The sequence below is a fragment of the Cohaesibacter gelatinilyticus genome, from assembly GCF_900215605.1.
In the GTDB taxonomy this organism is placed as follows: Bacteria; Pseudomonadota; Alphaproteobacteria; order Rhizobiales; family Cohaesibacteraceae; genus Cohaesibacter; species Cohaesibacter gelatinilyticus.
The window spans coordinates 1,454,884-1,480,169 of sequence record NZ_OBEL01000001.1 but is presented as its reverse complement, the minus strand read 5'-3'; the positions used below and the strand labels follow the sequence as shown (position 1 = coordinate 1,480,169).

Genomic DNA, 25,286 nt, shown 5'->3' with positions numbered 1-25,286 from the left:
TCTGTGAGAGAGTGGGGATTGTTCAGACAAATAGCTGAAATGTCCATATTTACTCTTTTCAGATGGTGAAACACCTGTTTCAATTGCGCGACCAAAGTTTATCAGACTTCGGTCGTATCTTCGGCGATAGTCCATTCGTCAGTTTTCAATCGGAAATGCTCTGTTTCTGTATCTTGAATATGTTCAGTCTAATGAGGGGCTATGCAACACGTCAAAGACATGATTTCGAAACTGGTATCATTTGATACGGTCTCGTCGAAAAGCAATCTTCCCATTCTTGATTATATCGAGGCTTACTTGGCCGAGTATGGTGTCGAGAGCCATCGCGTGTATAACGCAGAAGGCGACAAGGCCAATCTTTATGCCACGATTGGTCCCAAGGTTGCGGGCGGTGTCGTACTGAGTGGTCACACCGATGTTGTGCCGGTAGACAATCAGGATTGGAGCACCGATCCTTTCGACGTGATTGAGAAAGATGGTAAGCTCTATGGCCGTGGTACTGCGGACATGAAGAGTTACTCTGCCATCAATCTGGCTTTGGTGCCAGACATGATCAAGGCTGATTTGAAGCGTCCAATTCATCTGGCTTTGTCTTATGATGAGGAGGTCGGCTGTCTTGGCGCGCCAAGCATGATCGACGAGATGGTCAAAACTTTACCTCCAGTTCATGCCGTGATCGTTGGTGAGCCCACAAATATGCAGATTGCCAATATGCATAAGGGCATGAATGCGGGCCGGGTTTATGTTCGTGGCCTGGAAGCCCATTCCAGCCAGCCTCATCTTGGTTGTTCGGCCAATCTCTATGCGGCCAGACTGATGGTCGAAATTGGAAAGATCTCTGATGAGCTGAAAGAGAACAAACTTGAAGGCATTGATCTGGAACCAAATTACAGCACACTGAATATGGGGATCGTGCAGGGTGGTATTGCCGCCAATATCATCGCACGTGATTGCATGTTCAGCTGGGATTACCGCAATTTGCCAGATGATGATGTTTCTATCGTTCTCAATCGAATTTACGACTATGCCAATAAGCTGGAAGCCGAGATGAAGGCTATCTATAGTGAGGCATCCATCCGTATAGAACTGCTACAAGTTACCGGCCTGAAGCCGGAGCATGGCGGAGCGGCGGAAACACTGGTTCGAGAATTGTCTGGTCGGAATTCCGTGATGGCTGTGCCATATGGCACGGAAGCCGGACAATTTCAGGAGAGGGGCTATAGCACAGTAATTTGTGGCCCTGGTTCCATTGATCAGGCTCACAAGCCTGATGAATTCATCACTCTCGATCAGGTGCAAAAAGGCTTGGCCTTTACCCAGCGCCTGATTGCAAAACAAGCACAATAACCTATCACCACCACCTCATTACAAAGCAAAACAAGCGAATAGAACCGTATAAGGGGAATATAATGAGAAAATCATCAAAGCTGCTTACCGCTCTCGCGGTTACCACCATGCTGGCTGCTCCAGCTTCTGCTGAAACCTTCAAATATGCCTTTCAGGGCGATGCGCAGGGTCTTGACCCGCATGGTCTGAACGAAACTTTCTCTCTGGGTTTTCTTGGCAACGTCTATGAAGGTTTGACCAAATATGATGGCAATCTTCAGTTGCAACCTGCTCTGGCTACGTCTTGGGAAACAACAAGCCCAACCACTTGGAAAGTAACCCTGCGCAAGGGCGTCAAATTCCACAATGGCAGTGATTTTAACGCCGATGATGTGATCTTCTCCTGGAAGCGGACACTGACAGAAGGATCTGATCAGAAGGCCCGCGGCGGCATGATTTCCGATATCAAGAAGATTGATGATCATACGATTGAGCTGATCACGGCTGTTCCGCAACCGGTCCTCATGCAGGAACTGACCTTCATCTATATCATGGACAAGGAATGGTCAGAGGCCAATGATGCTGCCGAAGCAGCGAATGTGAAAGACACCACCAAGACCGGTTACGCGTCCAACCATTCCAATGGTACGGGTCCTTTCAAAATTACCGAGCGCAAGGCTGGCGTCAAATCGGTGTTCGAGCGGTTCGATGGCTATTGGGACAAGGATATTCCAACCAATCTGACACGCGTAGAATTCACCCCGGTCAAGGAAGCCGCGACCCGTGTTGCAGCCCTGATTTCAAAGCAACTTGATCTGGTTTTCCCAGTTCCTGTACAGGACTGGCAGCGTCTGGAAGATGCGGAAGGCGTTCGTCCGTTGGCTGGCCCTGAAGCTCGCACCATCTTCCTTGGCATGGACCAGGGTCGTGATGAGTTGCTGCATTCATCCGTGAAAGGCAAAAACCCGTTCAAGGACAAGCGCGTCCGTCAGGCTTTTGCCCATGCGATCAATCTGGATGCCATCAAGAAGAAAATTATGCGTGGAGCTTCAACGCCGACCGGCCTGATGGTTGCTCCGCAAATCAACGGCTTCAACAAGGCTCTGAATACTCCATATGCCTATGATCCGGAAAAATCCAAGGCTCTGCTTGCCGAAGCCGGATATGGCGATGGCTTTACCGTGACCATGGATTGCCCGAACAACCGCTACGTGAACGATGAGAAGATCTGTCAGGCTGTTGCGTCCATGATGGCTCGGGTTGGCGTGAAAATCGATCTGTTGGCTCAGCCAAAGTCCAAATATTTCGGTAAGGTTCTGGCGCAGAATGGTTATGATACCAGCTTCTATCTGCTGGGCTGGACCCCAGGTTCTATTGACAGCCACAATGTCTACCAGAACCTGCTTTCCTGCCAGAATCCCGAAAAGCGTCTTGGTGCGTTCAACCTTGGCAATTTCTGTAATGCCCGCGTTGATGAAATCGCCGGTCTGATGGGTTCCGAGACGGATCCTGCAAAGCGTCAGGCTCTGATCGATGAAGGTTTCAAGATTGTGCAGGATGAAGTTGGCTATCTGCCTCTGCATCAGCAGCCTCTCTCTTGGGGTGCGTCCGAGAAGGTTGAAGCTGTTCAGCGTGCAGACAATATTCTTGATCTGCGCAATGTCGTCATCAAGAAATAATCTTTGAAAACAGACCTGCCGCGAGAGAGCTTCTTCTTCGCGGCGGGTTTTTTATATGTCTGACAAGCTTGCACTGCAAACAACAAGAACAAGCAGGTGCAAAGACAGATAGGTAAACTTTATGTTGGGATTTATCGTCAAACGGCTGCTTCAGAGCATCTTGGTGATGCTTGCCGTTGCCTTCATAACATTCGGGCTGTTCCGCTTCGTCGGCGATCCGATCAATAACATGGTCGGTCAGGATACGACGGTCGAAGAGCGTGCTCAATTGCGCAAGGATTTGGGTTTGGACGACCCATTTGTTGTTCAGTTCGCCCGGTTCACTGTCAATGCGATGAAAGGCGAGTTCGGCCAAAGCTATAGCTTGCGTGTGCCAGTCAGTGAGCTTATGCGTGAGCGTCTTCCGGCAACGCTCGAATTGTCCATCATTTCAGCCATCCTGGCGCTGGTGCTTGGCTTGCCCATGGGGATTTATGCCGCTATTCGCCGCGACAGTTGGGTGACGAAATTCTTCCTGACCAGTTCGCTTGTCGGGGTCTCGTTACCGACCTTTCTGATCGGTATTCTGTTGATCCTGATTTTTGGTGTGATGCTGCGTTGGTTGCCGACCTTCGGTCGGGGAGAGGTGGTCTATATCGGGTGGTGGTCCACCGGGTTGCTGACCGTATCCGGTTTGAAAGCCATGATCCTGCCAGCGATCACACTTGCCATTTTCCAGATGACTTTGATCATGCGTCTGGTTCGTGCCGAGATGCTGGAAGTCTTGCGGACTGATTTCATCAAGTTTGGCCGTGCGCGTGGACTTGGTAATCGGTCGCTGCATTTCCGTCATGCGTTGAAGAATACCCTTATTCCTGTGATCACCATCACGGGTCTTCAGCTTGGATCCATCATCGCCTTCTCACTGATCACAGAGAGTGTGTTCCAATGGCCAGGTATGGGCTTGCTGTTCATTCAGGCGATTGGTAATGCCGATATTCCGATCATGGCTGCCTATCTGGTTCTGATTGCCTTCATTTTTGTGGCGATCAACCTGATTGTTGACATTCTCTATGTTCGCGTCGACCCGCGTTTACGCGTAAGCGGAGGCAAAAAATGAGCGATATAAGTAAAGTTCCCGCTCAGGAAGAGCGTGGTGCTCTTGCCGATTTCATTCACCGCTTGCGTGACAATGATGTCTGGTATTCCTTCTGGCACACGCCAATGGCGATGATTTCTGCTGCCATTGCGATTGTGATGATTATGTCTGCGGTCTTTGCTCCGGTTCTAGCACCGCAGAACCCGTTTGATTTGTCTGTGATTGATCTGTTGGATTCCAATTTGCCACCAGCATGGATGGAGGAGGGTGACCCTCGTTACCTTTTGGGAACTGACGATCAGGGGCGCGATATTCTGTCGACTGTTTTGTATGGTTCTCGCATTTCCCTGCTTGTCGGCTTTGCCGCGGTGGTCCTTTCACTGATCGTCGGTGTCGGTCTTGGTTTGATTTCTGGCTATGTCGGCGGCCGTACGGATGCGATCATCATGCGTATCGCTGATATTCAGTTGTCTTTCCCGGCTATTCTGATTGCGCTACTGATCGACGGTGTCGTGCGGACGATCATGACCAAGGAAAGTCATGAATCTCTCGCGCTGTATGTGATTATTTTCGCTATCGCCATTTCCGGATGGGTGCAATATGCCCGTACTGTTCGCTCATCGGTCATGACCGAAAAAGTGAAGGAATATGTTCAAGCCGGTCAGGTGATCGGTCTTGGTTCCTTCACCATCATGATACGTCATATTTTGCCAAATGTTCTGGGTCCTGTTTTCGTGATTGGTACCATCCACCTGGCTTTGGCGATCATCATTGAAGCTACCCTGAGTTTCCTTGGTGTCGGTTTGCCGCCGACCACGCCTTCTCTTGGGACGCTTATTCGTGTCGGTAACGAATATTTGTTCTCAGGCGAATGGTGGATCACCATTTTCCCAGGCATGACCCTCGTAATTCTGGCTCTCGCGGTGAACCTCTTCGGTGACTGGTTGCGTGACGCCATGAACCCGAAATTGCAGTAAGGAGCGGCTTATGTCTTTATTGGAAATTGAAGACCTTAAGGTCGAATTCCCGTCTCGTCGCGGCAATTTCGTGGCTGTAGAAGGTGTGGATCTGACGATCAATCCCGGCGAAATTCTGGGGGTTGTAGGGGAATCCGGCGCCGGTAAGTCTACCGTCGGTAATGCTGTGATTTCACTGCTGCAGTCTCCGGGTCGTGTTGCCAACGGTATCATCAAACTCAAAGGCGAGCGGATTGATGATCTGGATGAAAATCTGATGCGGGCCATTCGTGGCCGCCGTATTGGTATGATCTTTCAGGATCCACTGACCTCGCTTAACCCACTTGAAACTGTCGGGGCTCAGCTGATTGAAACCATTCAGCTGCATTTGAAGCTGAATGATGCAGATGCGCGTGCTCGTGCGGTTGATCTACTGACGCAAGTCGGAATTTCTGATCCGGATATGCGTATTGATCACTATCCGCATCAATTCTCTGGCGGCATGCGTCAGCGAGTTGTGATCGCCTTGGCACTTTGTTCTGATCCTGAAGTGGTGATTGCTGATGAACCCACTACTGCACTGGATGTATCGGTTCAGGCGCAAATACTTGAACTGCTCAAAAAGCTCTGTTCCGAACGCAATGTCGGTATGATGCTGGTGACCCATGATATGGGGGTGATTGCAGAAACGGCTGATCGTGTTGCAGTCATGTATCGCGGTAAGCTGGTGGAACTCGGAACAACCGAACAGGTTCTCAAGGATCCTCAGCATGATTATACCAAATCTTTGATTTCTGCTGTGCCACGTCCGGACAAGCGTATTCATCGCTTCCCGTTGGTGACCTATATCGAAGACGCTCATGACAGCAAGGAAGATCTGGACATTGCCAGTCACTGGCTTGGCAAGACGCGTGATTATGAAAGCGTGGATGGTCCACTTTTGAGCGTTGATAACCTTCACATGCGTTTCATTACCAAGCATGCCTTCTTCAAACGGAATGAAAAGTATCTTGATGCTGTGAAGAATATCTCCTTTGATATCAAGCAAGGGGAAGTGTTTGGTCTGGTTGGAGAGTCGGGATCTGGCAAGTCGACCGTTGCACGTATGATTACGGGTATCTATCACCCAACAGGCGGTGCGGTGAACTTTGCGGGCGCTGATCTTACGCAGATCAATCTACAGAAAGATCTGAACCATTATCGTCGTCAGATGCAAATGGTGTTTCAGGATCCGTTTTCCTCTCTCAATGGTCGCATGAGGGTTGAAGATATCGTTGCTGAGCCGATCCATTTCCATAAACAGGCAGGTTCCAAAGCCGAAGCCAAGGAAATTGTCCATGATCTTCTGGAGATTGTTGGTTTGGGCGCGCAGGCTGCGCGCAAATTCCCGCATGAATTTTCAGGTGGTCAACGTCAGCGTATTTCCATTGCACGTGCTTTGGCGACCCGTCCGCGCTTTCTGGTTTGTGATGAGCCGACATCTGCACTGGATGTGTCCATTCAGGCGCAGATTCTCAACCTGCTGAAAGATTTGCAGGAAGAGCTGGGGCTGACCATGCTCTTCATTTCCCACGATTTGCCGGTTATTCGTCAGATGTGTGACCGCGTTGGAGTGATGCGGCATGGGGAATTGCTGGAAGTGGCAGAGACAGAGAACCTCTTCCAGAATCCGCAGCATGACTATTCCAAGCATCTGCTGGATCTCATGCCCAAGTTCGAGGGACCGGCACTGGCTTCCTAGATTGTTTGCCAGTTTGATGATAGAAGAGGGCAGCTCAATCGGGCTGCCCTTAGTTTTGGGCTATTGATACTCGTTTGAGTGCGAATGATGTGCTTTGAAAAATGCCAGCAATGCTTATCGGTGTAGAAGCAATCCATTGGCTCTTGCAATGCTGCGCAAAGCTGGTATAAAGCGCCTCGAATCCACATGCGGGATCGGGTAGATGCTGGAGAAATGGCCTCTATCCATCCGGTGCCCAATCTGGCCACTTCCCGCAGAGGTTAAACCGGTAAAAGGATAAAGACATGGCTCTTCCTGAAGTCTCCATGCGTTCCCTGCTTGAAGCAGGCGTGCATTTTGGTCACCAGACTCACCGCTGGAATCCGAAAATGGGCAAGTTCATTTTCGGCGCTCGCAACAATATTCATATCATTGATCTGTCCCAGACCGTTCCTCTGATGAACGAAGCTCTGAAGGCTGTTTCCGACACGGTTGCTCGTGGTGGTCGCGTTCTGATCGTTGGTACCAAGCGTCAGGCATCTGCTCCTGTTGCTGAAGCTGCCAAGTCTTGCGCTCAGTATTATGTGAATTCCCGCTGGTTGGGTGGCATGCTCACCAACTGGAAAACCATCACCCAGTCCATTCAGCGTCTGCGTAAGCTGGACGAAATCCTCGATAACGAAGGCAAAGGTTTCACCAAAAAAGAAACCCTGACCCTGACCCGTGAGCGTGACAAGCTTGAGCGTGCTCTTGGTGGTATCAAGGATATGGGCGGTGTTCCTGACCTGATTTTTGTGATCGATACCAACAAAGAAACCATTGCTATCAACGAAGCGCGCCGCCTGAACATTCCTGTGGCTGCGATTGTTGATACCAACTCCGATCCAGATGGCATCGACTTCCCGGTTCCTGGTAACGATGACGCTTCCCGCGCTCTGTCTCTGTACTGCGATCTGATCGTTGGTGCTGCCATTGACGGCATCTCCCGTGCAGAAGGCGATTCTGGTGTTGATCTTGGCGAATCTGAAGAAGGTTTGCTGGAGCCAGCACTGGCTGAAGCCGGGGAAGGCGAAGAAGCTGCTGTTGAAGCATCTGCAGAATAAGACAATTCGGGGTGAGCTTCTCGCCCCGCTATGAATAATGGGCCGCCCCGCGATTGTGCCGGGCGGCTTCTGGCTTGTTTAAAAAGGACGTGAGGCTGCAATGGCGATTACAGCATCAATGGTTAAAGAACTGCGTGAGACTTCTGGCGCAGGTATGATGGACTGCAAAAAAGCTCTTACCGAGAATGACGGCAACATGGAAGCTGCAATCGATTGGTTGCGCACCAAAGGCCTCTCCAAGGCTGCCAAAAAATCTGATCGTGTTGCAGCAGAAGGTCTGATCGCTCTGTCTGGCGCTGGTAACAAAGCTGCCATGGTTGAAGTGAATGCTGAGACCGACTTTGTTTCCCGTAACGAACAGTTTCAGGATCTGGCTCGCAACATTGCTGGTGTTGCTATTGAAGCAGGCTCTGACGCTGAAGCAATTCTTGCAGCAAACTATCCTGGTGGAGCTTCCGTTGCTGAGACGATCACCAACGCGGTTGCCACCATTGGCGAGAACATGAACCTGCGTCGTGGTGTGGTTCTGAGCGTAGAAAAGGGCTCTGTTGCTTCCTACGTTCACAACGCTACCGCTGCTGGCCTTGGTCGTCTTGGTGTTCTGGTTGCTCTCGAATCTGATGGCGATGCGGCTGCTCTGGATGCATTGGGTAAGCAGATTGCGATGCATGTTGCTGCGACCAATCCACTTGCTGCCACTGTTGATGAAATCGACGCAGCGACTGTGGAACGCGAAAAAGCTGTGTTCTCCGAGCAAGCTCGTGAATCCGGTAAGCCGGATAATATCATCGAGAAGATGGTTGAAGGTCGTCTGCGTAAATTCTACGAAGAAGTTGTTCTGCTGAAGCAGACCTTTGTTATTGATGGTGAAAATACCGTTGAGCAGGCGATCAAGAATGCCGAAGGCTCTGTCGGTGCTCCGATCAAGCTGGCTGGTTTTGCTCGCTTTGCCCTGGGTGAAGGCATCGAGAAAAAAGAAGAAGACTTCGCTGCTGAAGTTGCTGCTGCCAGCGGTCAGGCATAAGTTCTGTCTTCGCACTCCATTTTACATGGAGTTGAAATGTTGAAAAACGAAGGGCGTTGGGGATGACGAACCGACGCCCTTCGTGTATGCAAGGGCAACAATTGGACCCTTGGGCATTACGCACTTTGGGTGTTGAAGAAGATCGACGGGATTTGGAAATGGGGCAACTGAAATATAAACGGGTTCTGGTCAAGGTTTCTGGTGAAGCGCTCATGGGCGAGCAGGAATTTGGCATTGATCAGGATGTGGTCAATCGGGTTGCTGGCGAAATTCGTGATGCGCGTGATCTGGGGGCCGAAGTTTGTGTTGTCATAGGCGGCGGGAATATTTTCCGTGGAGTTTCAGTGGCGGCCAAGGGTGGTGATCGCGTGCGCGGCGATCATATGGGCATGCTGGCGACTGTCATGAATTGTCTGGCCATGACCAATGCTTTGGAAAGCTTGGATGTTCCAGCTGTACCAATGTCTGCTATTGCCATGGACGAAATTTGCGAGACATTTACTCAGCGTGGCGCAAAAACGCATCTTGAGGCTGGCAAAGTGGTTCTGTTTGCTGCCGGTACCGGCAACCCGTACTTCACGACTGATTCTGGTGCTGCCCTGCGTGCAGCCGAGATGCAATGTGATGCCTTGCTGAAAGGCACCCAGGTCGATGGCGTCTATTCCGCCGATCCGAAGAAAGACCCGAATGCTGTTCGGTTTGAGACCATTTCCCATGGTGAAGTTCTGGCAAAAGGCCTCAAGGTTATGGATGCTGCTGCGATTGCGCTTGCTCAGGACGGGAATATTCCGATAATTGTATTCTCAATTCACGAATCCGACGGGCTTGTTGAGGTTTTGCAAGGCAAGGGGCGTGCAACTGTTGTGTCGGGCTAACTCAGGTTTTACAAGATCCTGTGACAAATAGAAATTTCAAATAAGAGGCTTTACCATGTCTGCCGAAGAATTGGACCTTGATGATCTGCAACGTCGTATGAACGGTGCATTGTCTGTTTTGAAAACCGAGTTGTCCGGATTGAGAACTGGTCGTGCCTCTATCGCGCTGGTTGAGCCAATTACTGTCGAAGCTTATGGTCAATCCATGCCGATCAATCAGGTCGGTACCGTTTCTGTGCCGGAGCCACGCATGCTTTCCATTCAGGTTTGGGATAAAGGTATGGTGAGCGCGGTCGAGAAGGCTATTCGTGAATCCAACATCGGAATCAATCCTGTTGTTGATGGTCAATTGCTGCGTCTTCCCATTCCCGAAATGAACCAGGAACGTCGACAGGAAATGGTCAAGGTCGCTCATTCTTATGCAGAGGGTGCCAAAGTGGCCATTCGTCATGTTCGCCGTGATGGAATGGAAATGTGTAAAAAGGCTGAGAAAGACGGTATGAGCGAAGATGAAGCTCATATCTATCAAGAGGAAATTCAGGAACTTACCGATAAGGCTGTCAAGGATGTCGATGAAATGCTGGCAGTAAAAGAACAGGATATCATGCAGGTCTAAACCTGTATTACGAGCACTTTATCGTGTTTGTTCTGTCCAGCTTCAAATATTTGATCTCGGGGGAGTTTAGAGACGAATGAGTGGTCATGGCACAATTGCAGATCTACCATCTCTGGTGGAACAGATGGCCATTCCTCGTCATCTTGCAGTTATCATGGATGGTAACGGGCGCTGGGCCAAAGAGCGTGGACTCAGCCGTACTCAAGGACACCGTCAGGGTGTTGTTGCTGTTCGCGAGATTGTGAAGAACTCCATCGAACTGGGTATTGATTATCTGACCCTGTTCAGCTTCAGCTCCGAGAACTGGTCTCGCCCGGAAAGTGAAGTGCGAGATCTGATGGGCTTGCTCAAGCTTTTCATCCGTAATGATCTGGCCAAGCTGAACAAGAAAAATGTAAAGGTTGTTGTGATCGGATGTCGCGAGAGCCTGACATCCGATATTGCTGATCTTCTGGTTGAAGCTGAGGAGAAGACCAAGGATAACACGGGCCTCAATCTTGTAATCGCATTCAATTATGGTGCTCGTCAGGAATTAACGCAGGCGGTGAAGCAATTGGCTGGTCGTGTTGCAAAGGGTGAGTTATCGGTGGATGAGATCGATGAAGCTGCTGTATCAGCTGCTCTCTATTCAAACTCCATTCCTGATCCCGATGTTATTCTGCGTACATCTGGTGAGCAGCGCCTGAGTAATTTTCTTCTCTGGCAAGCTGCTTATTCCGAGTTTGTTTTTGTTGATTGCTACTGGCCCGATTTTGATCGTGTCAGGCTTGAAGAGGCTCTTGTGGAATATTCAGGACGTGACCGCCGTTATGGCGGTGTCGTGACCCAAAATCGTGCTGCAGGAGGCGCGTAATGGGAGACCCTGAACATCCTGTTGAACCTGTATCATCTCCTTCAAGAAAATTGTGGGCAGATCTGGCACCAAGGGTAATGTCTGCAATTGTCATGGCGATTGCTGCTTTTGCCGTTACCTATTGGGGTGGATTGGCCTTTGCTGTTTTCTTTGGTCTTGTCTCGCTTCTGATTTATCATGAATGGGCGCTGATGGTAGGAGAGAAGAGAGCCGGTGTACCAGCTTTGATTGGTCATATTAGCATTGCTGGCAGTCTGATTGCATTTTATTTGGGGGCATGGCAAGCGGCATTGATTATCCCATTCATCGGTGCCGGTTTCTTATGGTTTGCGCGATGTTCTTATGATACTGCGCGCTGGTGTGCATGGGGTATCCTCTATGCCAGTATTTTTGGGCTATCCATTATATCGTTGCGAGCGGATGCAGACTATGGATTTGCGGCGATCATTCTGTTGTTTGCGCTGGTATGGGGGACGGACATCGCCGCCTATTTCAGTGGTCGTTTGATTGGTGGGCCAAAATTACTTCCACGTGTTTCTCCCAAAAAGACCTGGTCTGGCTCTATTGGAGGCCTGACTGTTGGTACGGCTTTGGCTCTTGGGGCAGCAGAGATGTTTGGCATTGACGCTACATTGAAACTCGCTGTGTTGCTGGCATTCTTATCGATTGCGTCTCAGTTGGGCGATCTTGCGGAATCTCATATGAAACGAATGTTTGATGTTAAGGATTCCAGCAACTTGATTCCCGGGCATGGTGGAGTTATGGATCGGGTTGATGGCTTGCTGGTTGCTGTAGTGTTTGCCGCTATTTTGGGCCTGATTTTCGGCGAGGGGGATGCCCTCGCTACCGGATTTCTGATCTGGTAGTGCCATTGATCATTCCAAAGAAGGATCTTGAATTGTATGCGTCGTGTTAAGAGTGAGCCCAAGGTAATATCCATTTTGGGAGCGACGGGATCCGTTGGTCAATCCAGTCTTGATATCGTTTCCTCATCGCCTGAACGATACCGTATCAATGCTTTGAGTGCTCATAATAGTGTGGAAGGTTTGGCACAGGCTGCTTTGTCTTGCGGTGCCGAATTTGCCGCTATTGGGGATGTCCGAGCTTATTCCAAACTGAAGGAATTTCTGGCTGGCAGCGATATTGAAATAGCAGCTGGTGAAGATGGGTTACTGGAAGCTGCGTCTCGAAACTGCGATATCGTGATTGGTTCCATCGTGGGAGCTGCTGGAATTCGTCCGACTATGGCGGCTTTGCAGGCAGGCAATCAGGTCGCATTGGCCAATAAGGAAGCATTGGTTTGTGCAGGTGATCTGATCATGGCCGAGGCCAAACGTCAGCGCTTGCGTATTTTGCCAGTCGATTCCGAGCATAATGCAATTTTTCAGATCTTTGATGAAACCAGTATCGAAGAAATTGAAGAGGTCACGATTACCGCCTCTGGCGGACCCTTCCGAACCTGGCCGCAGGAAGAAATCGAGAAGGCTACGGCCGTTCAAGCGCTGAAGCATCCCAATTGGGATATGGGTGCCAAGATCACGATTGATTCCGCTTCCATGATGAATAAAGGATTGGAAGTGATCGAGGCGCATCATCTCTATGATGTTCCTCAGAGTAAATTCAACGTCGTCGTGCATCCTCAGTCCATCATTCATGGTATGGTCAGCTATAGCGATGGATCTGTGCTGGCTCATCTCGCTGCGCCGGATATGCGTACGCCAATTGCTCATTGTTTGGCATGGCCTGAGCGTGCAGCGGCAAATACCAAGCGGCTCAATCTGGTTGAGTTGGGGCAGATGACATTTGAAGCACCGGATCCGGTTCGCTTTCCCTGTTTGCGTCTTGCACTGGAGGCGATGGGTGAAGGAGGAAATTTACCCAACATCATGAATGCTGCCAACGAGGTTGCTGTTGCTGCATTCTTGAAGGGCGAGATTGCATTTGGTGGTATTCCGAAGCTTGTTGAGGCTGTTATGAGTAAAATGGCAGAGCAGGGACGGTTGCCTGTTTCCAGCTTGGATCTTGTTTTGGAACTGGATGAAATGGCGCGCATATATGCGCGAGAATTGCTTTCAGAGTTGACCATATTGGAAGTGTAAATTGAGGGCATTGCCTCATATGTCTCTGTAACAAGGCCGTGAATTGTGCCTTGATTTTCTTATTTTTACCCAATTTACGCCTTCTTTATAGAGTGTGCGTTAGGGTGCGCCCAATTATGGAGTTTGGGAATGGAATTTCTGGAAGGCCTGTTTTCTGCGGGTGGTGGCTTATTTGGTTATCTGATACCTGCTTTGTTCGTTCTGACGATCGTGGTCTTTATTCATGAACTGGGCCATTTTATGGTTGGGCGTTGGTGTGGAGTGACCATTAAGGCTTTTTCTGTCGGTTTTGGACCGGAGCTGTTTGGCTTTTACGACAAGCACGGAACGCGCTGGAAATTCAGTGCTATCCCTCTTGGTGGTTATGTAAAGTTTCTGGGTGATGAAAATGCAGCCAGCGTTCCTGATCAGGATGCAATATCCCAGATGAGTGACGAAGATAGAGCTGGTGCTCTGCATACCAAGCCACTCTGGGCGCGTGCAGCGATTGTTGCCGCTGGCCCAATCGCTAATTTCCTGTTGGCGATAGTCATTTTTGCAGGACTTTTGATGGTTTATGGCAAAGCGATCACGCCTGCACGGGTTGATAGCATTGTGCCAAATAGCGCCGCTGAAACCGCCGGTTTTGAGGTTGGCGATATCATGATTGCCATCGATGGCAACGAAATTGAAGCCTTCTCCGATATTCAGCGTATTGTCGCACTAAGCTCTGAAAGCACCTTGCAGATCACCGTAGATCGTGGGGGTGAATTGGTTACGTTGTCGACCACGCCACGCCGTCAGGAAATTACTGATCAATTTGGCAATAAACAGAAAATCGGTGTTCTTGGCATTCGCCACCAGGCAAGTCCGGAGGACGTGCGCCGAGTTGCCTATGGTCCAGGTGAGGCGCTGGTAGGCGGGGTCAAGGAAACTTACTTCATCATTGATCGCACTCTTGGTTATATCGGTCGGATCTTTGTCGGTAAGGAAGATGCGGATCAGCTTGGAGGCCCAATTCGTGTTGCGCAGGTATCAGGCCAAGTGGCAACATTGGGTATTGCTGCTTTGATCAATTTGGCTGGAATGCTCTCTGTGAGCATCGGATTGATCAATTTGTTTCCGGTACCTATGCTGGATGGTGGGCATTTGTTGTTCTTTGCTATCGAGGCTGTTCGTGGCAAACCATTGTCAGAGAAAAACCAGGAATTGGGTTTCAAAATCGGCTTGGCCATGGTTCTGAGTTTAATGGTCTTTGCGACCTTCAACGATATTTCCTACGTCTTCCTTAGTGACTGATATCTGTGGTTAGACAGTTGGAGATTTTGGGTAAATGTGGCTTAAAGGCCACTAAAGGGCGAGAATCCTGCCCATAATTGTTATAAGGGGTTGAACCATTTTTATTTACCGGTAAAACCCTTGTAGAGAAAAAGAATCTATATTCGCAGGATCAATGTGTCCTGTTTGAATTTATGCCACCAAAAAGAGTGTTCGGGCTGATGAAAAATTTGAAGACCATCGCTTGGGGAGCCGCTATTGCAACTGTGATGACAGCTGTTATGCCGTTGACACCAGTTGATCTTTTCGCAGCAAACCCAGCATTTGCTCAGTCAGTGAGCCGTATTGTGGTTCGCGGGAACGAGCGAGTGGCCGCTGATACCATCGAATCGTATGTCGCGGTGAAGCCAGGTCAGCGCGCTTCGGCTTTTGCAATTGATGAGTCTCTGAAAAATCTCTATCAGACTGGTCTTTTCAAGGATGTTTCCATCAAGCGCTCCGGCTCCAGCCTTGTGGTTGAGGTGGTCGAAAATGCTGTGATCAATCGCATCGCGTTTGAAGGCAATAGTCGTTTGAAAGACGATATGCTCGAAGGCATCGTGACATCGAAGGGGCGCGGTATTCTTTCTGAGAGCCGTGTTCAAACCGATGTTCAACGTGTTTTGGAAGCTTATCGCCGTGTCGGTCGTTTTGGTGCTGTGGTGGAGCCAAAGATTATCGATCTCGGTCGTAACCGTGCGGACCTGGTTTTTGAAATCAATGAAGGCGGCAAAACAGCTGTTTCTCGCATCTCCATTATTGGAAATCAGAAATTCAGTGATGGTCGGCTTCGTAAAGTCATGACCACCAAGGAAACCGGTTGGCTGAGCTTCCTGTCTTCCAAGGATGTTTACGATTCGGATCGTCTGGCTGCCGATGAAGAGCGCCTTCGTAAATTCTATCTGAACGAAGGCTACGCTGACTTCCGTGTTGTTTCTGCCGTTGCTGATCTCGACCGTGAACGTAATGTTTTCTTTGTGACCATCACGGTTGACGAAGGTGAACGTTATCGCGTCGGCGATGTCGAAGTGGATAGTGCTATCCCTGATGTCGACGCTGAAAGTCTTCGTAGACTCGTGCGTCTTGACAGTGGTGACGTATACAGCGCTGTGGAGGTTGAGAAATCCCTTGAGGATATCACTATTGAGATCGCCAAATCGGGTTATGCTTTCGCACGCGTGTCACCGCGCGGTGACCGTGACTATGAGAATAAGACGATCAATCTGGTTTTTCAGGTAGATGAAGGTGCTCGTGCTTACGTCGAGCGCATCAATATTCGCGGTAATGATCGTACTCGCGACTATGTGATCCGTCGTGAATTCGATATGGCTGAGGGTGATGCCTTCAATCGTGTATTGCTTGACCGGGCAAAGCGTCGTCTGAATGCACTTGGTTTCTTCAAGAATGTTGAAATTACCACTCAACCTGGTTCTACACCTGATCGTGTGGTGCTGAATGTTGTGGTGGAAGAAAAGGGAACCGGTAGTGTCGCTGTTGGTGGTGGTTATTCCACAACAGATGGTTTTCTTGCTGATATTTCTCTGACTGAGACCAACTTCATGGGGCGTGGTCAATATCTGAAAGTTGCAGGTACGACGGGGACTAGCAAGCGGTCTTACGAGTTCTCCTTCACGGAGCCGTATTTCCTCGGACGTCGTATGTCAGCTGGGTTTGATGTTTATCAACGCAGACTGAAGGATAATGATACGAGCCGTGAATATGATTCCCGTGCGTTTGGCGGTAAGATCCGTTTCGGTTTGCCTATCATGACCGACCTCTCGTTCAATCCTTATTATGCGGTTGAACAAAAAGAGATCTCCAATTACGAGCTATATGGTAAGGCCAACGCCTCCACAGCCATCACTCAGGCGGTTGATGAGGGCAAAACGCTTAAATCAGCGCTTGGTTATACACTGGTTTACAACACCATTGATAACATGGGTGATCCAAGTGACGGTATCTTCGTTAAATTCGGTCAGGAATTTGCTGGTCTTGGCGGTGACGTGAAGTTCATCCAGTCTACATTGGATGCACGTTATTACCGTGAATTGTATCCTGCCTGGGGTTTGGTTGGTGTGTTTAAAGTAGCTGCCGGTCATATTCAGGGCATTGCCGGTGATGATGTGCGCCTGCTTGACTCCTTCTTCAAAGGTGGTGAAACCATCCGTGGATTTGACTCTGGTGGTTATGGTCCACGTGATAAGGCATCGGGCGATGCATTGGGCGGGAAAACCTACTTTAACGTAACCGCAGAAGCTCAGTTCCCGATTCCGGGTTTGGACGAACTTGGCTTCAAAGGATCGGTTTTTGCTGATGCTGGTACCCTGTTCGGTTCTGATGCAACCAAGGGCTCGTTTAGCAATTCCAAAACCATCCGTTCCTCCGTAGGTGCTGGTGTCATCTGGAATAGCCCGTTTGGTCTTATCCGTGCTGACTATGCTTATGCACTTAGCAAGGCGAAGGAAGATAAGACACAAGCGTTCCGCTTTGGTGCAGCTTCCCAATTCTAAGCTTTGCTTGGAGAAAATATTCCAGAGCCGCTGCTCATTCGGGCGGCGGCTTTTTTTATGAAGGATGTCATGTCAGAGCCTCATTTCTTCACGAAATCCAACCCAATTTCGGTAGCTTCCATTGTTGAACATGTGGGAGCGAACTGCGCTGAAGATGTAAATCTGGATCAGTCCATTACGGATATTGCACCTATATCGGAAGCAAGAACCGGGCATGTTACGTTTTTGGATAATCCCAAATATGTAGAAGACTTGGCTAACACTGAGGCGACAGCTGTTTTGTGTTCCAAACGATATGTTGCCAAAGTTCCGGATGGCGTGCTCGCTTTGGAAGTGAAAAATCCTTACCAAGCTTTTTCACAAGTCTCTGCTCTGTTTTACCCGCAAGCCATGTCTCCTCTGCCTTTCTTTGGTTCGGAGGGGGGGATCTCTCAGGGGGCACATATTCATCCCACAGCGCAGGTTGAAAGCGGTGTCACAATTGAGCCTGGAGCAAGTGTTGGAGCTGGTGCTGAAGTCGGTGCGGGCACGACCATAGGCGTCAATGCAGTGATTGGGCAGGGAGTTCGAATTGGTCGCTCTTGCCATATTGGTGCGAATGTGGTGCTCCAGCACAGTCTGGTGGGCGATCATGTTATCTTGCATCCTGGTGTTTGTGTTGGGCAGGATGGTTTTGGGTTCGCTATGAGTCCCAAGGGGCATCAGAAAGTCCCACAGGTCGGTCGCGTGATTATTCAGGATCGTGTGGAGATTGGTGCCAATAGCACCATTGATCGAGGGGCCAACAAGGATACCGTTATTGGCGAAGGCACAAAGATAGATAATCAGGTACAGATTGGCCACAATGTTGAAGTTGGTCGCCATTGTGTGCTTGTATCGCAGGTCGGTATTTCCGGATCTTCCATTTTGGAGGATTTTGTCGCAATTGGTGGTCAATCTGGTGTTGCAGGACATATTCGTATTGGAATGGGAGCGCAGGTTGCTGCTGTGTCTGTAGCCAAGGATGACCTGCCTGCTGGTGGTCGATATGGAGGTGTTCCCGCGAAACCCGTACGACAATGGTTCCGTGAGTTGGCAGCTATAAAAAAGCTGACCGAGAAAGAATAATGGATATTTGCCAAGGTGATTTGGCTAAAAACAAGGTGAAAAGGATATGAGCGAAAAGGCGAGTCTGGATAGTGCTGACATCATGCGCGTACTGGAGCTTTTACCCCACCGTTACCCGTTTTTGATGATTGACCGTATCATCGAAATGGATGGTGATGATTCCTGTATCGGTATCAAGAATGTGACGTTTAATGAACCACATTTTATTGGTCATTTCCCCCAGCAACCTGTCATGCCTGGTGTTCTGATCATCGAAGCAATGGCACAAACTGCTGGTGCATTATGTGTGAATAATCGTTCGGAGCTAGGGCAGCCGAAGGTGGTTTATTTCATGACCATTGATCGCGCCAAGTTCCGTAAACCGGTTGTGCCAGGCGATGTTGTTCATATTCATGTCCAAAAGGTGAAAAACCGTGCCAATATCTGGAAATTTGCCTGTGAAGCAAAAGTCGATGGTACGAAGGTTGCTGAGGCCGAGGTGAGTGCAATGCTTATCGGGGAAGATCAGAACTAATGGCAGAAATCCATCCAACCGCTATCGTTGCGGACGGAGCTCAGATCGCAGACGATGTCGTGATCGGTCCCTATACCATTATCGGAGCGAATGTTTCCATCGCGGAAGGGGGTAAACTTCACTCCCATGTGGTGGTGGATGGTAATACTCGAATAGGCAAGAATGTCGAGATTTTTCCATTTGCAGCTGTCGGTCTAATTCCTCAAGATCTGAAGTTCGGGGGAGAAGATGTTGGTACTGAGATCGGTGATAATTGTAATATTCGCGAATATGTAACCATCAATCCGGGCACAAAAGGCGGTGGTGCGGTTACCCGGATTGGCAACAATGTTCATATGATGGTCGGGGCTCATGTGGCCCATGATTGTATCGTTGGTGATCATGTTATTCTTGTCAATCATGCGACCTTGGCTGGGCATTGTGTGATTGGCGATCACGCCATTATTGCAGGGATGTCGGCCGTCATTCAATTCGCCCGTGTTGGAGAACATGCTTTTGTTGGCGGTATGTCCGGGATTGAAAATGATGTTATTCCATTCGGTTCGGCACTCGGTAACCGGGCTCACCTTGGTGGTCTGAATATTGTTGGTTTGAAACGCCGTGGTTTTGCCCGTGAGCAAATTCATAATTTGCGTCGTGCCTATCGAATGCTATTCTCTGATGAGGGCACCATGTCTGAACGAGTTGATGATGTTGCCGAGATGTTTTCAGATGATGAAAATGTCATGAAGATCGTCGATTTCATTCGGGCAGATACAAAGAAAGCACTTTGTACACCACGGACGCATAAGGACTAGCATATGGTTGCTCGTTTGGATGGGCCTGTTGGCATCATCGCCGGTGGGCAATCTTTACCCTTGGAGATAGCAGCAAAGCTACAGGCTCAGGGGCGCGATTATGTTTTGTTTGGTCTTATGGGTGAGGCCGATATCGCAATCGAATCTCACCCCCATTATTGGTTGAAATGGGGTGAGATCGGACGCATGTTCAAGCTGTTCGAGCAGCATTCCATCCGTCATCTTCTTTGTATTGGTTCGGTAAGCAAGCGACCGGATTACAAATCCATTCGTCTGGACCTTGGCGCGGTGAGGGCGTTACCTGATATTTTGCGTATCATGTCCAGCGGAGGGGATGAAGGTGTCTTGGGTGGTGTTGCCAACTTCATGGAAAAGCGTGGCATTGAACTGCTAAGCGTTCCACAATTGACACCGGAGCTTGTTGTCGGAGATAACTTCTCCATTAATTCTTCTCTTGCTGCACCACTTGCCAACGATATTCTTCTGGCGGCCAAGGCTGCATTACTTGTTGGCGAACTGGATGCGGGACAGGGGGCAGTCGTTGCTGATGGGCGTATTTTAGCATTGGAAGGCCCGGAAGGAACGGATCAGATGTTGGCGCGGGTTGCCGATATCAGAGAACAAAAGCGTGCACGCTGGAACTTTGGTACTCAAGGTGTTTTGTTGAAACGGGCCCGGCCGGCGCAGGATTTGCGTTTCGATATGCCGACGATCGGCCCAAGAACCTTGATCGGTCTAGAAAAAGCCGGACTCGCCGGGTTGATTTGCGCGCAAGGCGAGGTTTTGTGTGCATCTCATGAAGAAGTTTGCAATATCGCCAAGCGTGACAAGCTTTTTGTGGTGGCACGGAAATTGACACTATGATCTGCGCCACTTTCTCATAACGTTGTGCTGGAACGGTGTTGCTTGACGATCTGGCCAGAATTTAAGGTCTGTTCATGAACGAGAAAAAGCCACTTATCTATATCGTTATTGGTGAGGAGTCCGGTGATCAGCTGGGTGCTCAACTGGTATCTGCCATCCGGGAGAAGTTTGGTAAAGATATTGAATTTTCTGGCCTCGCTGGCGAGCGAATGCAACAGCTTGGATTGCCCAGTTTGTTTCCCCTGCAAGATATAGCTGTGATGGGCGTGATCAATATCATCAAGCAATACCCATTTCTTCGTAGGCGCGGGTTGGAGGTCGTGGCTGATGTGGTTCAAAAGAAACCAGATCTTCTGGTGATTATTGATAGCCCCGAATTCACTCACGCAGTTGCCAAACGCGTCAGAAATCAACTCCCCAACTTGCCAGTTGTCAATTATGTCTCCCCGTCTGTTTGGGCATGGCGCCCCGGTCGCGCCAAGAGAATGGCACGCTATGTCGACCATGTTCTGGCTTTGTTACCATTTGAGCCCAGGGCTCATAAAGAATTGCAAGGGCCGGATTGTACCTATGTTGGGCATCCTCTTATTGAGCGATTGGATCTGTTACGACCGCATGATGGTGAGAAGAGCTCCATTGGAGAGCCCGTTCTGCTGGTTTTGCCAGGCAGTCGACGCAGTGAAGTGACACGTTTGATGGAAGAGTTTGGTATCGTTGTGAAGATGGCGATGGAAACACATCCCGATTTACGTGTCATTTTGCCAGCGGTGTCTCATCTACGCCCTCTGATTGACGAAGCTCTCAAAAGTTGGCCTTCTCAGCCAGAAATTGTTGAAGGAGAAGACGCCAAGTTTGCAGCTTTTCGCCAAGCTCACGCAGCTTTGGCCGCATCTGGGACTGTTACTTTGGAACTGGGTTTGGCAGGGGTGCCGATGGTTGTCGCCTATAAAGTAGATTGGCTCACCACTCGACTTGGGTTTTTAATCAAGGTGCCGTCAATGGTATTGACCAATCTGATATTGGGACGCAAGGCGATCCCGGAATTCCTCAATGATGATGCCAACGCACATCAACTCTGGAATCATCTCGCTCCGTTGCTGGAAGAAAGTGAAACTCGGTCCAGGCAGATTGAAGCTTTTAGAAATCTGGATGCCATCATGCACTTGCCCAAGGGTACACCAAGCCAAAAAGCAGCTGAGATTACCTTGAGTTACTTGAAATCCTGATTGAAAGATCTCTTTTCTTTTGAATTTGCCAATAAAAAAGGCTCCCACAGGGGAGCCTTTTTTTGATTATTAGGTTGCTTAGCGCTTGTTGATATCAACATAGTCACGCTGAGTGGCACCGGTATAAAGCTGACGCGGGCGACCAATGCGCTGGGATGGATCTTCCACCATTTCTTTCCATTGTGCGATCCAGCCAACAGTACGAGCCAGAGCAAAGAGCACGGTGAACATCTCAGCTGGGAAACCGAGAGCACGTAGAGTGATACCTGAGTAGAAGTCGATGTTTGGATATAGCTTCTTCTCAACGAAATATTCGTCTGACAGAGCAATTTTCTCGAGCTCGATTGCCACGTCCAAAGCAGGATCGTCTTTGATGCCCAGTTCGTTGAGCACTTCGTGACAGGTCGTTTGCATGATACGAGCGCGTGGATCGTAGTTTTTGTAAACGCGGTGACCAAAGCCCATCAGACGAAATGGATCATTCTTGTCTTTTGCCTTGGCAACATATTTGTCAACACTGTCTAGATTGCCGATTTCATGCAGCATATTGAGTGCTGCTTCGTTGGCACCACCATGTGCAGGTCCCCAAAGACAAGCAATGCCAGCTGCAATGCAGGCAAATGGGTTGGCACCAGAAGATCCAGCGAGACGCACAGTAGAGGTGGATGCGTTTTGCTCATGATCTGCATGCAGAATGAAGATACGATCCATAGCGCGAGCCAGAACCGGATTTACTTCATATTTTTCTGCTGGAACAGAGAAACACATATTGAGGAAGTTTGCAGCATATCCCAATTCGTTGTTAGGATACACGAACGGCTGGCCGATGGAATATTTGTATGCCATGGCAGCGATGGTTGGCATTTTCGCGACCATGCGTAGGGAGGCTACCATACGCTGGTGTGGATCAGAAATGTCAGTGCTGTCATGATAGAATGCAGCCAAGGCGCCAACGACACCAACCATGATGGCCATTGGATGCGCATCACGACGGAAGCCTGAGAAGAAACGAGCCATCTGCTCATGGAGCATGGTATGGCGGGTTACGCGTGTATCGAAATCTTGCTTTTGTACAGGAGTTGGCAGCTCACCGTAAAGAAGCAAATAGCAGGTTTCCAAAAAGTCGCCATGCTCGGCCAATTGTTCGATTGGGTAACCACGATAGAGCAGCGTTCCTTCGTCACCATCAATATAAGTGATTTTGGATTCGCATGATGCGGTGGAGGTGAAACCTGGATCGTAGGTGAAAGCGCCAGTGTTTTTATAGAGTGGCGCGATGTCGATAACATCGGGACCGATGGTTCCGTTTTTGACGGGGAAATCCCACTTCCGGTCTCCGAGTGTCAAGGTTGCATTCTGATCGCTCATTCGGCCAACTCCCATATCATGAAACATAAGACTGCTTGATTGGATCTCAGGTCGGATCCAGCTTGAAAAACCGGTATGGTCAACCGGTTCCTTCAACGCAGTAATTCGGACTGCGCATTGGGTATCTGATTTTTCGCTGCACTGCAACCTCTTCCATCCTAAAGCATGAAAAGAAGGCTATGTTTTTGAAGCGAAAATTAATTTTCACCCCTACAAAAGTATGAATGTTTTTTATCCAAATCTGAACTCCTCAGTGCGTGGCACGCTGACGCAGGGGAAATTGATTCTGTTTGGTTTTGAGAAGAGCTGAGGGAAAAACCGTAAGGATTATTGCGAAAGGTGCAAGAGTCATTGCTGAGAAAGGAGAAGGTGAGAAACGCTTGATCGAGCCAAGGCTGCTGATGGAAATGAAAACGGTTCTTTGACTGCAGGTTTAAACCTGGATCATTCATTCGTGATGCGAATGGATGGAGTGCGCATATCTCAGAAGACGCATTTTGTGCAGCTGCAAAAAGACCCGGCTGGTACCGGGTCTTGGATTTTTTAATTGATTGGAGGAACTAAACGCACTGATCTTTGAGACGCGCAATGCTTTCCTCTTTGCCAAGAACGATAAGAACATCAAAAATACCTGGAGAGGTTGAGCGTCCGGTAAGTGCCGCACGCAATGGCTGGGCAACCTTGCCGAGCTTAAGCTCTTTTTCTTCTGCAAATGCACGAACTGCGGCATCTGTGCTGTCGAGCGACCATTCAGTCAGACCTTCGAAAACTGGAATGATGTCACGTAATAAGGCGCGTGCATCGTCGGTTAGCAATTTTGCGGCCTTTTCTTCCAGATTGAGTGGACGTTGATCGAAAACGAATGCTAGACCTGCTTTTAAATCAAGGAGAGTTTTGGCTCGTTCTTTAACACCTGACATAGCAAGCATGATTTGCTTCTTTTTGCCATCATCCAGTTGGTTCAGCATATCCTTGCCGTCTTCCAGATGTGGAAGCACGTCGATTAGAGCGTCATAAAGCTGGGAATCGTCTGTGTTACGCATATGCTGGCCATTCAGGTTTTCCAGCTTCTTGAAGTCAAAGCGTGCGGCGGCCTTGCCGATGCCGGACAGATCGAACCATTCGATCATTTGCTGAGTGGAGAAGAATTCATCATCCCCGTGGCTCCAACCAAGACGAACCAGATAGTTGCGCATGGCTTCTGGCAAATACCCCATATCACGATAGGCTTCGACGCCAAGAGCACCATGGCGTTTGGAGAGCTTCGCACCATCTGGGCCATGGATCAGCGGAATATGCGCCATAGTTGGAACATCCCAGTCCATTGCCTGATACACCAATGTCTGGCGAGCTGCGTTAGTCAAGTGGTCATCACCACGTACGATATGAGTGATACCCATATCATGATCATCGACAACTACTGCAAGGTTGTAGGTTGGGTTGCCATCAGATCGCATGATGATCATATCATCAAGATCCTTATTTGGTATCACGACCGTGCCCTGAACCTGATCGTTGATGGTGGTTTTACCTTCCAATGGTGCCTTGATGCGAATGGCGGCTTTGGCGCCTGCTGGTGCCTCGGAAGGATCACGATCTCGCCAACGACCATCATAGCGAGGGGGCAGTTTGTTAGCGCGAGCTGTTTCGCGCATTTCGGCTAGTTCTTCCGGAGTGCAGTAACAACGATAGGCCTTGCCCTCAGCCAGCAACTGTTCAACGATTTCGCGGTGGCGTTCTACGCGAGAATATTGGGAGACGGCTTCGCCATCATAGTCCAGTCCCATCCATTCCATACCAGCCAGAATAGCGTCGATAGCTGCGTCGGTTGACCGTTCACGGTCGGTATCTTCAATGCGCAAAACCATCTTGCCGCTGTTGGCTTTTGCATAAAGCCAGTTGAACAGAGCGGTACGAGCCCCACCGATATGAAGAAATCCAGTCGGGGAAGGGGCAAAGCGTGTTACAACCTGTGCGCACATAATGCTATCAGTTACCTGTCGTTGTGGGATAGGATGGGTATTGGCCATGTTAACCACCATTTGGTGGAGCCATTGCCATGATTTGCTAAGCATCTAGCACAGCTTCCTAGGCAGGTGAAAGACCTCATGCGCCATAGAGCAACGGAAAAAGGTGTAAAAGGGGAAGATTTCGCTGCACCAGCCTCAGAGCTGGGTGGCGGGATGCATCGGGATGGTAAGGTCTCCGAATTTTCTGATAATGCTTATTCCGGCTTTTTGCCCCCTGATAAAGGGCGGCGCTTTCGTTTTTGGTC

Annotated in this window: 21 protein-coding genes; 19 read left to right on the top strand and 2 right to left on the bottom strand. The window is 49.4% G+C overall.

From position 1 onward, the window contains the following. The first annotated feature begins 201 nt into the window (after positions 1-201). The 19 genes from argE to lpxB all read left to right on the top strand — a co-directional run bounded on the left by argE (position 202) and on the right by lpxB (position 21,643). Positions 202-1,347, top strand: coding sequence for an acetylornithine deacetylase (gene argE, locus CRO57_RS06595; protein WP_097152515.1), 1,146 nt, complete (start codon positions 202-204; stop codon positions 1,345-1,347). Between the two features lie 62 nt (positions 1,348-1,409). Further along, a complete protein-coding gene (locus tag CRO57_RS06590; protein ID WP_097152514.1) occupies positions 1,410-3,005 on the top strand; it encodes an ABC transporter substrate-binding protein in 1,596 nt (531 codons plus the stop codon). Positions 3,006-3,126: 121 nt separating this feature from the next. Continuing rightward, the gene (locus CRO57_RS06585) at positions 3,127-4,104 is read left to right on the top strand and encodes an ABC transporter permease (RefSeq protein ID WP_097152513.1); all 978 of its coding nucleotides are present in this window, start codon (positions 3,127-3,129) and stop codon (positions 4,102-4,104) included. Further along, positions 4,101-5,060, top strand: coding sequence for an ABC transporter permease (locus CRO57_RS06580; protein WP_097152512.1), 960 nt, complete (start codon positions 4,101-4,103; stop codon positions 5,058-5,060). Before CRO57_RS06585 ends, CRO57_RS06580 begins: the two co-directional genes overlap by 4 nt. A gap of 10 nt (positions 5,061-5,070) precedes the next feature. Beyond that, positions 5,071-6,780, top strand: a complete 1,710-nt coding sequence (locus CRO57_RS06575; RefSeq protein WP_097152511.1) for an ABC transporter ATP-binding protein — start codon at positions 5,071-5,073, stop codon at positions 6,778-6,780. 284 nt (positions 6,781-7,064) lie between these two features. Next, a complete protein-coding gene (gene rpsB, locus CRO57_RS06570; RefSeq protein ID WP_097152510.1) occupies positions 7,065-7,862 on the top strand; it encodes a 30S ribosomal protein S2 in 798 nt (265 codons plus the stop codon). A gap of 100 nt (positions 7,863-7,962) precedes the next feature. Further along, positions 7,963-8,886, top strand: coding sequence for a translation elongation factor Ts (tsf, locus tag CRO57_RS06565; RefSeq protein ID WP_097152509.1), 924 nt, complete (start codon positions 7,963-7,965; stop codon positions 8,884-8,886). A gap of 158 nt (positions 8,887-9,044) precedes the next feature. Beyond that, positions 9,045-9,761: a UMP kinase gene (gene pyrH, locus CRO57_RS06560; RefSeq protein ID WP_097153251.1), complete on the top strand. Its 717-nt coding sequence runs from the start codon at positions 9,045-9,047 to the stop codon at positions 9,759-9,761. Between the two features lie 55 nt (positions 9,762-9,816). Then, the gene (gene frr, locus CRO57_RS06555; protein WP_097152508.1) at positions 9,817-10,377 is read left to right on the top strand and encodes a ribosome recycling factor; all 561 of its coding nucleotides are present in this window, start codon (positions 9,817-9,819) and stop codon (positions 10,375-10,377) included. A 124-nt stretch (positions 10,378-10,501) separates the two neighbouring features. Further along, a complete protein-coding gene (locus CRO57_RS06550) occupies positions 10,502-11,230 on the top strand; it encodes an isoprenyl transferase (protein WP_097153250.1) in 729 nt (242 codons plus the stop codon). Next, the gene (locus CRO57_RS06545) at positions 11,230-12,096 is read left to right on the top strand and encodes a phosphatidate cytidylyltransferase (RefSeq protein WP_097152507.1); all 867 of its coding nucleotides are present in this window, start codon (positions 11,230-11,232) and stop codon (positions 12,094-12,096) included. The genes CRO57_RS06550 and CRO57_RS06545 overlap by 1 nt, the downstream gene beginning before the upstream one ends. Before the next feature lie 36 nt (positions 12,097-12,132). Continuing rightward, positions 12,133-13,329 carry a 1-deoxy-D-xylulose-5-phosphate reductoisomerase gene (locus CRO57_RS06540; protein WP_097152506.1) on the top strand — a complete coding sequence of 399 codons (1,197 nt, stop codon included), beginning with the start codon at positions 12,133-12,135 and terminating at the stop codon, positions 13,327-13,329. Between the two features lie 129 nt (positions 13,330-13,458). Then, positions 13,459-14,607: an RIP metalloprotease RseP gene (gene rseP / locus CRO57_RS06535; RefSeq protein ID WP_097152505.1), complete on the top strand. Its 1,149-nt coding sequence runs from the start codon at positions 13,459-13,461 to the stop codon at positions 14,605-14,607. A gap of 200 nt (positions 14,608-14,807) precedes the next feature. Next, positions 14,808-17,135 carry an outer membrane protein assembly factor BamA gene (gene bamA, locus CRO57_RS06530; RefSeq protein WP_097153249.1) on the top strand — a complete coding sequence of 776 codons (2,328 nt, stop codon included), beginning with the start codon at positions 14,808-14,810 and terminating at the stop codon, positions 17,133-17,135. Positions 17,136-17,204: 69 nt separating this feature from the next. Beyond that, on the top strand, positions 17,205-18,242 hold the full coding sequence (gene lpxD / locus CRO57_RS06525) for a UDP-3-O-(3-hydroxymyristoyl)glucosamine N-acyltransferase (protein WP_097152504.1): 1,038 nt from the start codon (positions 17,205-17,207) through the stop codon (positions 18,240-18,242). A gap of 46 nt (positions 18,243-18,288) precedes the next feature. Beyond that, positions 18,289-18,756, top strand: coding sequence for a 3-hydroxyacyl-ACP dehydratase FabZ (gene fabZ / locus CRO57_RS06520; RefSeq protein WP_097152503.1), 468 nt, complete (start codon positions 18,289-18,291; stop codon positions 18,754-18,756). Beyond that, on the top strand, positions 18,756-19,553 hold the full coding sequence (gene lpxA / locus CRO57_RS06515) for an acyl-ACP--UDP-N-acetylglucosamine O-acyltransferase (protein WP_097152502.1): 798 nt from the start codon (positions 18,756-18,758) through the stop codon (positions 19,551-19,553). Before fabZ ends, lpxA begins: the two co-directional genes overlap by 1 nt. Before the next feature lie 3 nt (positions 19,554-19,556). Next, complete coding sequence (locus tag CRO57_RS06510; protein WP_097152501.1) at positions 19,557-20,417, top strand: LpxI family protein; 861 nt, start codon at positions 19,557-19,559, stop codon at positions 20,415-20,417. A gap of 74 nt (positions 20,418-20,491) precedes the next feature. Beyond that, positions 20,492-21,643, top strand: coding sequence for a lipid-A-disaccharide synthase (gene lpxB / locus CRO57_RS06505; protein ID WP_097152500.1), 1,152 nt, complete (start codon positions 20,492-20,494; stop codon positions 21,641-21,643). A 78-nt stretch (positions 21,644-21,721) separates the two neighbouring features. On the opposite strand, the gene gltA is transcribed toward lpxB, so the two are convergent. After that, on the bottom strand, positions 21,722-23,011 hold the full coding sequence (gene gltA / locus CRO57_RS06500) for a citrate synthase (protein WP_097153248.1): 1,290 nt from the start codon (positions 23,009-23,011) through the stop codon (positions 21,722-21,724). 560 nt (positions 23,012-23,571) lie between these two features. Next, a complete protein-coding gene (gene gltX, locus CRO57_RS06495; protein WP_097153247.1) occupies positions 23,572-24,993 on the bottom strand; it encodes a glutamate--tRNA ligase in 1,422 nt (473 codons plus the stop codon). Positions 24,994-25,286: the final 293 nt, after the last annotated feature.